Raw genomic sequence first — 15,240 nt, 5'->3', positions numbered from 1 at the left:
ATCGTGATGACAAGTGTAATAACTTCGACAATTGGTTATCCCAGAATTGGTGAAAAACGAGAATGGAAAAAGTCACTTGAACGCTTTTGGCAAGGTGGAATTTCTGAAAATCAATTATTGGATGAAATGAAAAAAATTCGCCTTGACCATTTACAAAAGCAAATGGATAAAGGGGTTGACCTTATTCCTGTAGGGGATTTCACTCTCTATGACCACGTGCTTGATACGTCTTTTATGTTTGGTCTGATCCCTGAACGCTTCGGAAACTATAATCAAAGTGACTCCCTTAATACTTATTTTGATATTGCCCGTGGAAATGATGAAGTCGTAGCCTCTGAAATGACAAAATGGTTTAATACAAATTATCACTACATTGTCCCTGAAATTGATGGAAATTCAAATCCTGAATTAATCAATAATTTCCCTCTTCATTATTTTAACGAAGCAAGAGAACACCTTGGCATTATTGGTAAGCCCGTCCTTTTAGGTCCAATGACTTTCATTACACTTGCGAAGGGTGTTGAAAAAAACAAGGGAAACTTCCTTTTGAAGAAGCTTGTCCCTCTATACATCCAAGTGCTTCAAGAACTGAAAAACGCCGGGGCCGAATGGGTGCAGTTCGATGAACCGATCCTTTGCACTTCTACTACAAAAGAGGATCTTCAACTCTTCAATGAAGTCTATGAATTGATCCATAGGCAATTGCCGGATGTAAACATCTTGATTCAAACATACTTTGAAGCCGTCGATCATTATGAAGAAGTCGTCTCACTTCCTGTGGCTGGTATCGGTCTTGATTTCGTTCACGATAGTGGGAAAAACCTGGATAATTTGAAAACATACGGTTTTCCAAAGGAAAAAGCCCTCGCTGCTGGTGTAATAAATGGAAGAAATATTTGGAGAGCAGACCTGGAAAAACAGCTAACACAGCTGGAAACAATTTTAAAAAAGGTAGATAACGAACGTCTTATTGTGCAGCCTTCCTGCAGTTTATTGCATGTTCCTGTAACCATAGAGACGGAGAAGGAGATTGATCCTGTATTGAAAGACGGTCTCTCTTTTGCTGATCAAAAATTGCAGGAAACAGCCCTCTTGACGAAAGCATTAAACGAAGGAAAAGAATCAGTGGAAGAAACATTGACTAAACAAAAGGAAGCCCTTATCCAGTTATGGGGGGACAAGGAACAAAAGGATTCCTCAAAAGATCGAACGAATACATGGGAAGAACAAAAAATCGGAAGAGCCTCTGATTATCGTACTCGTCAGAAGCTTCAGGAGAAATATTTCAACCTCCCATTACTTCCGACAACGACAATCGGCAGTCTCCCTCAAACAAATGGGATTCGGAAAGCGAGAATGAATTGGAGAAAAGGGGAGTGGACAGACTCCTACTATGAAACTTTTATTAAAAACAATATATCTGAGTGGATCAGTCGACAGGAAGAATGGGGACTGGATGTTTTAGTGCATGGGGAATTTGAGCGGAACGATATGGTTGAATTTTTCGGTGAGAAACTGGAGGGATTTGTATTTTCAAGGTTTGGCTGGGTGCAGTCCTATGGATCTCGCTGCGTCAAACCACCGATTATTTATAAAGAGGTTGTCCACCAGCAACCGATGACGTTGAAGGAAATAGCCTATGCGCAATCGTTGACAGATAAACCGATAAAAGGAATGTTAACAGGACCGGTCACAATTGTTAATTGGTCCTTTGTTCGAGAGGATATCAGCAGATTTGAAGTAACAAAGCAAGTTGCTTTAGCTTTACAAGAAGAAGTAAAAGCCTTGGAAGATAAGAGTATTCGTATGATTCAAGTCGATGAACCTGCCTTACGCGAAGGATTACCACTTAAAGAAGAAAAACAGAACGATTATTTAGAAAAAGCTGTATATGCCTTCAAACTTGCAACGTCGTTGGTCAAAGATGAAACCCAAATTCATACACACATGTGTTATTCCGAATTTGGAACGATTATGACTACCATCGACCAATTGGACGCAGATGTCATTTCTATTGAAGCCGCGCGCAGCCATGGAGAAATTGTAGCTGACTTTGAGAAAATATCCTATGAAAAAGGAATTGGTCTAGGAGTTTATGACATCCACAGTCCTAGAGTTCCGCATGTGGAAGAGATGGAAGCAAACATCCTCCGCGCTTTACGAGTCCTTCACCCTCGTCAATTCTGGGTCAATCCTGACTGCGGATTGAAAACCAGAGGAACGGAAGAAACCGCAGCTGCTCTCACAAACATGGTTGAGGCAGCGCGAAAGGCACGTGAGAAAGTAAAACAAAGTGTAAGTGGTTCCTGAAAATTTTCATACTTTTAAACGCTCAGGGATTAATCCCTGAGCGTTTTGTTTCCTTTGTAAAGAAGCGGGAGCATACAACCTGATAGATTGAAGCAGCCATCTTCCCCATTAACAATCATTATACAACCTCCAAATACATGACTTGAACATCTATAACCTTTGTTATCAATAAACACCTCTGATAAACTCATGCACTTCTTTTTGATAAAAATCACGTAACTGTTCTAGATCTCCCTCACTAAACGGCTTTACCTCAACAGCCGACAAATTGTCTTCCACCTGTTTTCGGTTACGGAATCCTGGAATCACACTTGTCACTTCTTCCTGCTGCATGACCCATCTCAAAGCCGCCCTGGACATATTTCCCCGCTCTTCTGCGATCCAATTCAACTTGCTGCTCAGCTCCACACCTTTTGGAAACTCTAATCCTGCGAAGGTTTCCCCGACATTGAACGCTTCACCATCACGGTTGAAGTTCCTATGGTCATCTTCTTCAAATTTATGTGTTTCTGTATATTTACCTATCAGTAACCCACTCGCCAAAGGTACGCGCGCTAAGATACCCACACCCTTGTCCTTTGCTGCAGGGAATAATTGCTCCAAGGGCTTTTGACGGAACAAATTAAAAATGACTTGCAGGGCGTCTGCATTCGTATTTTCCAACATCGACCGACTCGACACTAACACCGTAGTTTCGGATTTTCCCTTCTTGCTTCAACTTTTCGAGTACTTCAAAAACACGTCCATCTTCCAAAATCTCAAATGGTGGACAATGATTGATAGAGGTCGATTTGATCTCTATTCAACCTACGTAAACTATCCTCTAAATAAGAAGAAACCTGGGCCATCGTATACGTTTCCGGACTATGAATATCGCCTTGCCGGCAAAATTTTGTAGCGATATGAACCTGTGATTCTTTTCCTTTCAAGGCTTTCGCTAAAAGCTCTTCACTATGACCCATCCCGTACACATCGGCTGTATCAAAAAAGTTCACTCCGCGTTCGACGGCCAATTCAATTGCTCTTAAGGCTTCTTCATCATTGGTCTTTCCCCAGCTGCCTCCAATCGCCCACGTTCCGAAACCCAGTTCACTGATTTTTAAATCTGTCTTTCCGAGTGTATTATAATTCATTCCATTCCCTCCCTTTTGTAATAAACACAACAACAAAATCCCCATATCCAGAATACTTAGTTTCGAGGCTTTTGTATTCGGAGAAGGTGGCTGGGAAAACGGGTCATCCAGCTCTACCGCGGAAAGCGAGTCGTTGAGGCTACTGAAGAACTGCAACTTTCTGAGTTATGCATCAAAGAAAAAAGAGTGATCTTCTTATTTAAATCGAAGAAAATCACTCTTTTTTAGATGGTCCGCTGTTGATTCCACGATGAGCGTTCGGTGGTGACGCCTGCGGGAACAGCACGAGCCGAAGATCCACTTGGTCAAGTGATTTTCTTGACCAAGTTAGCTGAGGCCGTGCCCGCGGCAAGCATCCACCGACAAGCGATTCGTGAGAAGCAACAACCTTCTCCATTAACGATAAGCAACAAGACGTTCATTCAAATCTTTCGTTTGTTCATAAACATCCTGGTAGATGCCGAACAACACCTCATACTTCTCCACTCTTTCTTGATCAGGCACATAAGTCTTATCCACCGTCAAAAATTCATCTGCACAGCTTTCAAGAGATTGGAACCAGCCACAACCGTAAGCGGCAAGCATGGCCGCTCCCATACCCGGCCCCTGTTCACTGGAAAGTTTGACGACTTCAGCGTTGAAAATATCTGCCTGCATCTGCAGCCAGTAATCATTCTTAGTCCCGCCGCCAGTCGAAACGATAGTATCAATTTTTTTGCCATGAGCACGGAAGATCTCGAGTGATTCTTTCAAGGAAAAAGTGATCCCTTCCATGACGGCATGTGTGAAATCGTTCCTTGTATGGGAGTGATTCATACCGATGAAGCTGCCTCTTATAATGGCATCTGCATGCGGCGTCCGCTCTCCTGATATATAAGGTGTGAACAATAATCCATTAGAGCCGACAGAGACTTCTTCAACCCCCTGGACAAATTGTTCAAAAGGTACTTCAGGTGCATGAACATTCTTATACCAGCTGAGGCTGTCTCCGGCAGCAAGCGTGACTCCCATTGTATAATAAGCCTCCGGAGCTCCATGATTGAAATAATGGACTTTCCCGGAAAAATCCTTGTCCCGACTGGACTCATAAGAAAGGATGACACCAGAAGTTCCGATACTGCACAATGTTTTTCCGTCCGTCAAAATACCTGAGCCGATCGCTCCGCACGCATTATCTGCACCGCCTGCAAAGACTTTTGTATTCATAGTCAGGCCTGTGCGATCTGCGCTAACTGAAGCGATATGCCCCGTTTGTTCATGAGAACCGACAAGTGGTGGGCAAAGGGCAGGATTGATGCCAACCGTCTCACAGATTTCCTCACTCCACCGATTCGAAACCAGATCAAGCAATAGCGTACCAGCTGCATCCGAATAATCCATCGCTAATTCACCCGTCAGCCGGTACCGCAAGTAATCTTTCGGCAATACAAAAGTAGCAGCTTTTTCATAAAGATCCGGTTCATTTTCTTTCACCCACAAAATCTTCGGTAGAGTAAAACCCTCTAACGCCGGATTCTTCGTAATCGCAAGCAGGCGTTCTTCTCCTACCAGCCGGTTGATGTCATGGCACTGCTTTGTCGTCCGGGTATCATTCCAAAGAATTGCATTCCTCAAAGGATTTCTTTCATCATCCAATAAAACAAGGCCGTGCATTTGTCCTGAAAAACTGATCCCTTCAATTTCTTCTGGTGAACAGGGTGCTTGCTGAACGAGCTCTTCCAGCCCAGCTAAAGTCTGCTCCACCCAAACGTCAGGATCTTGTTCACTGTACCCGCTTTTTTCTTGAATAAGAGGGTACGGTTTAGAAACCTCTGCAGCAATGCCACCTTTTTGGTCGACAAGCAATAGCTTTACAGCACTTGTTCCTAAATCAACACCAATCACATGGTTCATCGATCATTTCTCCTCTGCGTACATTGTCAGTAAGTATTGATTGATTTTCGCTTTGATTTTTTCTAAGCCTCCGGATTGGTTCTGAATGCCATCAAGCCCTAATGCATGTTGTTCAAGTTTGTGGAAATCCGTTTTCCCTTCTACGATGTCCTTGCCGATTCCTTCACCGAAGCTGCTGTAGCGTTCATTCAGATGGTTATCAAGTACACCATCATCCACCAATTTCTGAGCGACTTTCAACCCGACAGCAAAACTGTCCATCCCAGCGATATGTGCATGGAATAAATCCTCAGGTGCGAAGGAGCCTCGACGTACTTTCGCATCGAAATTCAACCCTCCAGAACCCAGTCCGCCGTTTTTGATAATTTCATACATTGCCAGTGTCGTAGAGTAAAGATCTGAAGGAAACTCATCCGTGTCCCAGCCCAGCAACGGGTGGCCCTGATTCGCATCCACAGAACCTAACATATCATTGATTCGTGCATAATGAAGTTCATGTTCGAATGTATGTCCAGCCAGCGTTGCGTGGTTTGCTTCAATATTGAATTTGAAGTGATCAGCAAGATCATATTTTTGCAGGAAGGCGAAGCCGGAAGCTACGTCAAAATCATATTGGTGGGTCGTCGGCTCTTTCGGTTTAGGTTCAATGAGGAATTGAGCATCAAACCCGATCTCTTTCGCATAATCCACACCCATATGGAAAAAGCGGCCCAGGTTGTCCAGTTCCAGTTTCATATCTGTATTCAAAAGGGTTTCGTAACCCTCACGACCGCCCCAGAACACATAGTTTTCAGACCCTAATTCTTTACCGATTTCCAGACCTTTTTTCACTTTGGCTGCCGCATAGGCAAAAACATCCGCATTGTTGGATGAAGCCGCGCCATGGACGAAACGGGGATGGGTGAAGTTATTGACCGTATTCCAAAGCAGTTTCGTCCCGCTGTCTTTCATATAATCTTTGATCATGGCAACAATCGTATCAAGGTTCTGATTAGACTCCCTTAAATTACTTCCCTCTGGTGCAATATCGACATCATGGAAACAGAAATAAGGGACGTTCAGTTTCTCAAAAAATTCGAAGGCCGCCTCTACCCTCGCTTTAGCTAAGTCCATCCCACCATAACGGTCCCATGAACGGATCGCGGTACCTGTTCCGAATGGATCGGACAAATCTTCTGTGAATGTGTGCCAGTATGCGACACCGAAACGAAGGTACTCCTCCATCGTTCGTCCGCCTACGTTTTCTTCTGGGTTATAAAATTTGAATGCATAGGGATTGTTTGATTGAGGACCTTCGTATTTAATGTTATCGATGTTATCAAAATAAGTCATTTAATAAACCTCCTGGTATTTACAATTAAGTTCGGTTGATAAATGGGAGTCACAGTCTGAGAAAACGCTTTCTGTAATAAGCGACCTCCTTCTCAAAAGTAATGAATTTTCATTGTTTTTTGAATGTTTAACCAAAGACTACCAAACTAATCTTTGTTTGTCCAATGGATAAACAAATAAAATTGTGCTATACTTTTAAAAAAATGGAAAGCGATGGGGAAAACGATGAATAAGAAAACGACTTGGAACCAATTCACAATTAAAAATGTCAACAAATCACTTGTATTAGAAACCATTCTGAACAAGTCTCCGATCTCCCGGGCCGATATCGCCAACGAGACCCAATTGAATAAGGGAACAGTTTCCTCACAGGTAACGGAACTATTAAATGAGGGTTTGATTTATGAAAAAGGTCCCGGAGAGTCCAAAGGTGGAAGAAGACCTGTCATGTTGCTGTTCAACGAAAAGGCAGGCTATTCAATCGGTGTTGATATCGGGGTGAATTACATTCTTGGCATCCGCACAGATCTCGTAGGAAACATTTGCGAAGAATCAATGATCCACTTTAAAGACCTTTCCTTTGCGCATATTAAGGAAAAGCTTTTCAAAGTGATCGACCATCTCATGTATTCGGCTCCGTCAAGTGAATATGGCGTCGTCGGGATAGGCATCGGTGTTCCTGGTGCGGTCAGTAAAGAAGGCAAAATCCTCTTAGCACCGAACCTCGGCTGGGAGAATGTTGATGTCAAAGATATGGTCCAACAGCGCTACTCCTGCCCTGTAATCATTGAGAACGAAGCGAATGCCGGAGTTTATGGAGAAAAGACATTCGGCAAAGGCCGCTGGGAGAAGGACATTGTCTATGTCAGCGTGGGCGTCGGAATCGGTGTCGGTCTGATCATGAACGGTGAACTCTACAGAGGTACGAATGGTTTTTCCGGAGAAATGGGTCACATGACCGTTGAAGGAAGTGGACGGAGATGTCGATGCGGAAATCAGGGCTGTTGGGAATTATACGCATCTGAACAAGCACTCTCGCTAAACGATTTGCCGGAAGACTCTGACCCGCTGAAAAAAATGATTGAAAAAGCAGAGAATGGTGATGTAAAGGCGCTTGATTCGTTCCATTCGATCGGAACCTATTTAGGCATCGGTCTGACAACGATCATTAATACTTTCAACCCGAGCAGGGTCATCATCGGCAATAGAATCACAGCTGCCAAGCAATGGATTGAACAGCCGATGCTGGAAAGAACGAAGCAAAATGCACTGTGGTTTCAACAGGATCCTTTGAATATACACTTCTCAGAATTCCATTCCCATTCCTCTGCATTAGGAATGGCTGCTTTCACATTCGAGAATTTTCTGAAAGTCAACATTCACGAACACACGATGATTGTTTAACAAACTATTAAAGAGGTGATGATGATGGCAACGATTGAAAATCCTATTTTGACAGGCTTTCATCCTGACCCAAGCATTTGCCGGTTAGTGGAAGATTATTATATTGCTGTATCGACATTTGAATGGTTTCCCGGTGTCGGAATCTATCATTCTAAGGATTTGAAAAACTGGCGGTTGATCGCCCGTCCATTGAACCGAGTGGAACAATTGGACATGCGGGGGAACCCGGATTCAGGCGGAGTATGGGCACCAGCTTTATCTTATAGTGAAGGGAAATTCTGGCTCATCTATACAGATGTGAAGGTCGTTGACGGACAATGGAAAGATGCTCATAACTATCTGGTCACATGTGAGACCATTGATGGCGAATGGTCCAATCCTGTTCATCTGAACAGTTCAGGCTTCGACCCTTCCCTTTTCCACGATGATGATGGAAGGAAATACTTAGTGAACATGGTGTGGGACCACCGCATCAGCCGGCACAGCTTCTATGGAATTGTCCTCCAGGAATATAGTCCCGATGAGGAAAAGCTGATCGGCAAGCCTGAGATCATTTTCAAAGGCACAGACATAAAACTTACAGAAGCCCCCCATCTCTATAAAATGAATGGCTATTATTATTTACTCACCGCAGAAGGGGGGACCAAATACGATCACCAGGCGACGATGGCCCGTTCGACTAAGCTGAGAGGTCCTTATGAAGTCCATCCGGAAAATCCACTGATTACCACCTGGCCATATCCCAGAAACCCTCTTCAAAAAGCAGGGCATGCTTCCATGGTGAAAACTCATACCGGAGAGTGGTTTCTCCTCCATTTGACAGGGCGACCACTGCCAAAGGAAAATGATGCACTGCTGGATCCCAGAGGCTATTGTCCACTAGGCAGGGAAACGGCTATCCAGAGAATCGAATGGAAAAATGACTGGCCGTACATTACCGGCGGTAACCAACCTTCCTCTGTCATCGATGGACCGGCGATTGAAGAAGTCAAATGGGACAAGGATTTTGCAGAGAAGGATGAATTCGACTCGAGTCGTCTGAATCACCATTTTCAGTCTTTGCGTATCCCGCTTGATGATCGAATCATTTCCCTTGATGAGAGACCCAGTCATCTGAGAATATACGGAAAAGAATCCCTGACATCAACATTCACCCAAGCCTTCGTAGCCCGGAGATGGCAGCATTTTAATTTTTGTGCAGAAACGAAAGTGGACTTCAGGCCGGAGACCTTCCAACAGGCTGCCGGACTCGTAAACTATTACAATACGAAGAATTGGACGGCTCTTCAAATCACCTGGGATGAAGAATTGAATACGAGAATCCTTGACTTGACCATTTGCGATCATTTCGCTTTTTCTCAACCGTTAGAGGACCCGGTCATCATTCCGGATCATGTGGAGGATGTCTATTTAAGAGTGGAAGTTGAAACTAACACATACACGTATTCCTATTCCTTCGATGGTTTGACGTGGCATACAGTACCCGTCTCTCTGCCCTCTTACAAACTTTCCGATGATTATGTGGACGGAGGTGGCTTCTTTACAGGAGCATTTGTCGGGATGCAGTGCCAGGACACCTCAGGCCAAAATCAGTATGCAGATTTTGATTACTTCCTATACAAAGATCATCCAGAAAAATAACGACAAACAGCCCCGGTCGGACTACCCGCCCGGGGCTGTTCCATTTCAAAAATATGATACAATAATGATTAAAGTATAGACAGATTGTCTGGAGGATAGAAAGCTATGTCTTGGTCTCAACAATCCATTAAATCACAAAATAAAAAAAGAATATTAACGACGATTATGAATGAAGCCCCTGTATCACGGACGGCGATTGCTAAAAAACTCGGCGTCACTAAAGGAACCGTCTCTTCACTTGCCGCAGAATTGATCGAAGAGGAAATCATCTACGAACTTGGCCCGGGGTCTTCCAGCGGAGGAAGAAGACCTCTGATGCTTCTTTTCAATGAAAAAGCCGGTTTTTCAATAGGAGTCAACCTTGGAGTCAACTATATTATCGCCGTCTTGACCGACTTGAACGGGGAAATCGTTTCCGAACAAAGACAAACCATTTCCGAATATGACTTCAAACAATTGCTTCCTGTGATTACAGAAATGATCCAAAGTTTAATAGACGAAGCCCCCGCCTCTCCATACGGCATCGTTGGCATAGGCGTAGGTGTCCCGGGTATGGTGGACAATACTGGCACGATCCTGTTAGCACCGAACCTGCAATGGGAAAGCGTCAACTTGAAACAGGAAATCGAACAGACCTTCAACCTCCCTGTCACGATTGATAATGAGGCGAATGCAGGTGCCTATGAAGAAAGGAAACAGAGCCCCGCCACTTCCCGGAAAGATAATATCGTTTATGTAAGTGCCGGAATCGGTATTGGTGTCGGTCTGATTATCGACGGAAAAATCTACAGCGGCAAAAAGGGCTTTTCCGGTGAACTTGGTCACATGATGATCGATATAAATGGCCGGGACTGTTCATGTGGAAGTCAAGGATGCTGGGAAATGTATGCATCTGAAAAAGCCTTGATCATCGAAGCAGAAAAATTGTCAGAGTCGACGAATCCCAGTTTAGAATCGCTGATTGAGGAAGCCGGACACAATCCAAAGATAGCCTCCTTGTTCGCTGACATCGGTTATCATTTAGGGATCGGAATCAGTAATATTCTGAACACGTTCAACCCTGCAAAAGTTGTAATCGGCAACCGCTTGGCAATGGCTGAAGACCTTCTCCAGGAATCCGTTAGAGAAGCGGTCGACCGCCACACGTTAAGCTTCCATAAAGAAGAGGTCGAGATCACTTTCTCTCAATCGCCCCACTACACGACAGCACTGGGCTCAAGCCATTACATGGTCGAACAGTTCATCGAAAACTCTTTCTAAGAGCAGTCGGCCGCGAAACAGTTATCTGAATGAAGGAGGATTGAATGGCCTGGCCACTCAATCCTTCTTTTTTTGATAGATGTATAGGAGTGTTACTATTTGGATTGGGCGATTGGTTTGTGATCCCCCTTTTCATCTTTTCCCCTACGCAAGCGCATCTCCAATTGTTCTAATGACTTTCCTTTCGTTTCAGGGACGAACTTCCAGACGAATAAACCTGAAAGAATACTCATCACACCATAGAAGGTGTACGTAAAGCCCCCACTGAATTCCATCATCATTGGATAAGTGGATGAAATGAAGTAATTTGCAGCCCATTGAGCCGCTACGGCGATAGCTACCGCTTGTCCTCTGATTTTGTTAGGGAAAATTTCAGAAATCAATACCCATACGATCGGCCCCCAGGACATCATGAAGGAAGCTGTATATATGATGATGAAGATAAGTGTCGCTATTCCAATCGCATTGGCATAAGCAAGTCCTGCCACCCCGAACATCCCCACTGTCATCCCAATAGAACCTATGATCAATAGTGGTTTGCGGCCAAATTTATCGACTGTCAAAATAGCGATGACAGTGAAGATGACATTCACCAATCCCATAATAATCGTTTGGAACATCGAAGCATCTCGGGCAGCACCCATACTTTCAAAAATTCGCGGTGCATAATAGAGAGCCACATTGATGCCGACGAATTGCTGGAATACAGAAAGCAATATCCCCACAACGACTATGGAAACACCAAAAGAAAATAGCTTTCCTTTTTGTGTATCGAAGGAATTGTTAATCTCATATAATGTCGCTTTCGCCATCGTCTTATCGTAGATTTTGTTCAAGATCGAGAATGCTTCATCGTTTTTATTCTGTGAAGCTAAATAACGCGGTGTCTCAGGAACTGTAAATAGAAGCAGCAAAAACAACAGTGCAGGAATGGCTTCGGAAGCGAACATCAACCTCCAGCCAATCTCATTGACCCACTCTGTCGTCTGCCCTTTCGCAATTCCCCAGTTCACAAAGTATACGACAAGCATACCGAAAATAATCGCAAATTGGTTTAAGGAAACTAGACGGCCCCGAATATGAGAGGGAGCAATCTCGCCAATGTACATCGGGGAAACGGCAGATGCCAAACCAACACCGATCCCTCCAATGATTCTATAAACATTAAATAATAAGAGAAGAGCATAACTAGGTTCCCCTGCTGTGAAGAAAAGGAGTTCAGGATAAGCAGATCCTAATGCTGAAAACAAAAATAGCACAGCAGCTAAGATTAATGTACGTTTACGTCCGAACCGAGTTGCAAAATAACCGGATAATAACCCTCCGATGATACACCCGATCAATGCGCTTGAAACAGTCAATCCGTGGACAAGGGAGCTTAAGTCCAAATTCTCAGCAAAGTAATTCTGCAACGATCCTTCGGCACCAGAAATGACCGCAGTATCATAACCGAATAATAAACCGCCTAATGTAGCGACTAACGTGATCAATACAATGTAAATGTTCTTATTCTTTTTCATTCTCGAACAGAGTAGAAGACAAGACTACTCCTTCCTCCTCTCATTTTCAGTAATCGCTTTCATAATAAATATTGTATCAGTACTAACTTTGTTTGTATAGTGAATAAACTAAGTATTTTTAATCTTTTTACAGAAAGTGGTATTAGTTTTTGTCACCCAATCATGAAGGTTTGAATATCTTAAGGACACATCTATATAGTTAAAAGGCTATCTTTCCCAGCAAAGAAACAGACTAAGGCTATGGATGACAATAAAAAAAAGCAAAGCCAGCTTGAACTGGACTTTGCTTTTTTCTATCATTCTATTATTTACCCTTTAAGAAATACAGTTTTCATAGTCGTGAAGAATTCCTTCGCCGCTTCTCCTTGCTCCCTTGAATAAGAGCTGGAAGCTTTCATACCACCGAATGGTGCCTGCAGCTCCACTCCGGCAGTTTCGGAGTTGATTCTTACTAAGCCCGCTTCAATATCATCAATGAAGGAAAGGATGTGATCGATATTTTTCGAAAAGATCGATGCGCTCAATCCGAAGTCCACATCGTTAGCCAGCTCGATGGCTTCCTCGATCGTCTCCACCTTCATCAAGGCTAAAACAGGACCAAAGATTTCTTCTTGGGCAATCTTCATGGTTGTCGACACTTCATCGAAAACGGTCGGCTCAATGTAGTAGCCGTTCGTGCCGTTATCAATGGTATGACCACCGTAGACCAATGCTGCACCTTCTTTTTGACCGATCTCAATATATTTTTGGACCGTTTCATATTGCTCTTTAGTCGCACATGGCCCCATCCATGATTGAGCTTCAAGGCCATCGCCGACATTAATTTCACTGACTTTCTCAAGCAGTTTCTGTTTGAACTTATCATAGACACCTGCCTGGACAATCACCCGGCTGCTGCACGTACATTTTTGTCCGGTCGACTTCAAGCCGCCACTGATCGCTGCGTCGACAGCCAAGTCTAAGTCACAATCGTCAGCTACGATCAATGGGTTTTTCCCGCCCATTTCCAATTGATATTTTCCGCCTCTTGCTGCAACGGTCTGACCAATGTGGTTTCCGGTAGCGTTTGATCCTGTAAACGTAACAGCTGTCACATCTTTATGTTCCGCCAACCCTTGTCCGATGACAGAGCCTTTACCTGTCACAAAGTTGACTACACCTTCAGGCAGGCCGGCTTTATCAAAGCACTCGATGACTTTTGCAGCTGTAACGGAAGCTTCAGTAGCCGGTTTAAGAATAACCGCATTTCCGTAAATTAAAGCCGGGACCATTTTCCATAATGGAATCGCCACAGGGAAGTTCCAAGGTGTAATCACTCCTACCACACCAAGGGGTACCCGTTTACTGAACATCAAAGCAGAGCTGTCCGTCGATGGGATGACATCCCCTTCTTTTCTCATTCCTTCGCCGGCATAATAACGCAGGATCGCCACACCACGGTTGGTCTCACCTTTCGCTTCAGGAAGAGTTTTACCCATTTCCCTTGTCATTGTCTCTGCAATCTCTTCGATATTATTCTCAAGAATATCGGCCACTTTGAATAAAAGGTTTCCTCGTTCAGCTCCAGAAAGTTTCTTCCATTTTTTCTGTCCTTCTTTAGCCGCTGCCACCGCTCTTTCCAAATCCTGTTTTGTAGAGGCTTGCACATGTCCTAAAACCTCATCAGGATTGGCCGGGCTTGTGCTTTTCAACTGTTCACTGGATTCAGACTCACTCCACTTTCCATTGATATAGTTCAAGTAATTTTGTGTTTCTGTCGTTACACTCATTTTCATACCTCCTAAGTAGATTTAAGATGAAGTCACTGTATTTGAAACAGGTGTTTTCTCAACGGGATTGCTCAATGTTCCTACTTCCGGGATGGTGATCTCCACGACATCCCCTTCTGCCAATGTGAAATCATTGCCGGGGATGATGCATGTCCCTGTAAACAACACGGTGCCGTCGAATACGTCATTATCACGCATTAAATATTCGATCAGCTCATCATAGGTGCGCTTCAACTGCGATGTGCTGGCACTCTCTTCGAAAACTTCGGTGCCGTTTCTGATGATTTTACAAGTAATCAACAAATCATAAGGATTCTCTACTGTTTCTGCTAAGCGGATGGCTGGGCCGAAAGAACAGGAATGCTTCCAGATTTTCGCCTGTGGCAAATACAATGGGTTCTCCCCTTCGATGTCACGGCTGCTCATATCATTACCGACCGTATAGCCGACGATCTTGCCTGATTTATTAAGGACAAGGCCTAACTCAGGTTCAGGAATCTGCCAATTGGAATCATTGCGCAGATAAACAGGCTGCTTCGGCCCGATCGTCCTTTTACTCGTAGACTTGAGGAAAATTTCCGGGCGGTCAGCATCGTACACCTTGTCATAATAAGAATCGGCCACTTCTTCTTTCCCATCATAGGCTTCATAATTCCTCGCATTCTTACTCTTCAAGTATGTAACGCCAGAGGCCCATACTTCGTCAGCCTCCAGAGGAAGAAGCAAGGTTAGGTCCTCCACCTCCACTGGCAGAGCCTCCACTTTCCCGATGGCTTTCTCGACAATGGCTAAGCATGAAGTTCCTTCCTTTTCAGATTGCTGAATCACTTCAAGGAAGTCCTCATAGGGCAGTGGATACACGAGAGTCTCGTTTTTAACTGCAGCCAGCTGTGGGGAGCCATCCTGTTTTTTGAATTTAATAATTTTCATGACATCGCCTCCGTTTTATAATATAAAACACCGTTCTGAAATGTAGGC

The 15,240-nt window shown here is 44.0% G+C and carries 9 protein-coding genes and 1 pseudogene; 4 read left to right on the top strand and 6 right to left on the bottom strand.

What is annotated here, in order from left to right; translation table 11 throughout:
* Positions 1-6 precede the first annotated feature (6 nt).
* Positions 7-2,310, top strand: coding sequence for a 5-methyltetrahydropteroyltriglutamate--homocysteine S-methyltransferase (metE, locus tag ACTWPX_RS10590; protein WP_443119740.1), 2,304 nt, complete (start codon positions 7-9; stop codon positions 2,308-2,310).
* 165 nt (positions 2,311-2,475) lie between these two features.
* Here metE and ACTWPX_RS10585 read toward each other — a convergent pair.
* From ACTWPX_RS10585 to xylA, 3 genes and pseudogenes are all read right to left on the bottom strand, one after another.
* Positions 2,476-3,443 (bottom strand): annotated as a pseudogene (locus ACTWPX_RS10585) (aldo/keto reductase).
* A 396-nt stretch (positions 3,444-3,839) separates the two neighbouring features.
* Positions 3,840-5,336, bottom strand: coding sequence for a xylulokinase (gene xylB / locus ACTWPX_RS10580; RefSeq protein WP_443119739.1), 1,497 nt, complete (start codon positions 5,334-5,336; stop codon positions 3,840-3,842).
* Positions 5,337-5,339: 3 nt separating this feature from the next.
* Positions 5,340-6,668 carry a xylose isomerase gene (xylA, locus tag ACTWPX_RS10575; protein ID WP_443119738.1) on the bottom strand — a complete coding sequence of 443 codons (1,329 nt, stop codon included), beginning with the start codon at positions 6,666-6,668 and terminating at the stop codon, positions 5,340-5,342.
* A gap of 225 nt (positions 6,669-6,893) precedes the next feature.
* On the opposite strand from xylA, the gene ACTWPX_RS10570 reads away from it, so the two are divergent.
* From ACTWPX_RS10570 to ACTWPX_RS10560, 3 genes are all read left to right on the top strand, one after another.
* Positions 6,894-8,072, top strand: coding sequence for an ROK family transcriptional regulator (locus ACTWPX_RS10570; protein WP_443119737.1), 1,179 nt, complete (start codon positions 6,894-6,896; stop codon positions 8,070-8,072).
* 24 nt (positions 8,073-8,096) lie between these two features.
* Positions 8,097-9,713 (top strand): glycoside hydrolase family 43 protein, encoded by a 1,617-nt coding sequence (locus ACTWPX_RS10565; protein ID WP_443119736.1) that lies wholly within the window; start codon positions 8,097-8,099, stop codon positions 9,711-9,713.
* A gap of 105 nt (positions 9,714-9,818) precedes the next feature.
* The gene (locus ACTWPX_RS10560; RefSeq protein WP_443119735.1) at positions 9,819-10,973 is read left to right on the top strand and encodes an ROK family protein; all 1,155 of its coding nucleotides are present in this window, start codon (positions 9,819-9,821) and stop codon (positions 10,971-10,973) included.
* 95 nt (positions 10,974-11,068) lie between these two features.
* Here ACTWPX_RS10560 and xylE read toward each other — a convergent pair whose 3' ends face one another.
* The 3 genes from xylE to ACTWPX_RS10545 form a co-directional block, all read right to left on the bottom strand.
* Positions 11,069-12,493 carry a D-xylose transporter XylE gene (gene xylE, locus ACTWPX_RS10555; protein WP_443119734.1) on the bottom strand — a complete coding sequence of 475 codons (1,425 nt, stop codon included), beginning with the start codon at positions 12,491-12,493 and terminating at the stop codon, positions 11,069-11,071.
* Between the two features lie 308 nt (positions 12,494-12,801).
* Positions 12,802-14,262 (bottom strand): alpha-ketoglutaric semialdehyde dehydrogenase GucD, encoded by a 1,461-nt coding sequence (gene gucD / locus ACTWPX_RS10550; RefSeq protein WP_281974735.1) that lies wholly within the window; start codon positions 14,260-14,262, stop codon positions 12,802-12,804.
* A 21-nt stretch (positions 14,263-14,283) separates the two neighbouring features.
* A complete protein-coding gene (locus tag ACTWPX_RS10545; RefSeq protein WP_443119733.1) occupies positions 14,284-15,192 on the bottom strand; it encodes a fumarylacetoacetate hydrolase family protein in 909 nt (302 codons plus the stop codon).
* Between the last annotated feature and the right edge of the window lie 48 nt (positions 15,193-15,240).

It is taken from the genome of Halobacillus sp. H74, assembly GCF_052246715.1.
Taxonomy (GTDB): Bacteria; Bacillota; Bacilli; order Bacillales; family Halobacillaceae; genus Halobacillus; species Halobacillus litoralis_A.
This window is presented reverse-complemented; position numbering and strand designations above follow the sequence as displayed.

What these genes read in the sequence shown, in the direction of transcription:
- metE (WP_443119740.1), top strand. Translation starts at nt 7, where the DNA reads ATGACAAGTGTAATAACTTCGACAATTGGTTATCCCAGAATTGGTGAA.
- xylB (WP_443119739.1), bottom strand. Translation starts at nt 5,336, where the DNA reads ATGAACCATGTGATTGGTGTTGATTTAGGAACAAGTGCTGTAAAGCTA.
- xylA (WP_443119738.1), bottom strand. Translation starts at nt 6,668, where the DNA reads ATGACTTATTTTGATAACATCGATAACATTAAATACGAAGGTCCTCAA.
- ACTWPX_RS10570 (WP_443119737.1), top strand. Translation starts at nt 6,894, where the DNA reads ATGAATAAGAAAACGACTTGGAACCAATTCACAATTAAAAATGTCAAC.
- ACTWPX_RS10565 (WP_443119736.1), top strand. Translation starts at nt 8,097, where the DNA reads ATGGCAACGATTGAAAATCCTATTTTGACAGGCTTTCATCCTGACCCA.
- ACTWPX_RS10560 (WP_443119735.1), top strand. Translation starts at nt 9,819, where the DNA reads ATGTCTTGGTCTCAACAATCCATTAAATCACAAAATAAAAAAAGAATA.
- xylE (WP_443119734.1), bottom strand. Translation starts at nt 12,493, where the DNA reads ATGAAAAAGAATAAGAACATTTACATTGTATTGATCACGTTAGTCGCT.
- gucD (WP_281974735.1), bottom strand. Translation starts at nt 14,262, where the DNA reads ATGAGTGTAACGACAGAAACACAAAATTACTTGAACTATATCAATGGA.
- ACTWPX_RS10545 (WP_443119733.1), bottom strand. Translation starts at nt 15,192, where the DNA reads ATGAAAATTATTAAATTCAAAAAACAGGATGGCTCCCCACAGCTGGCT.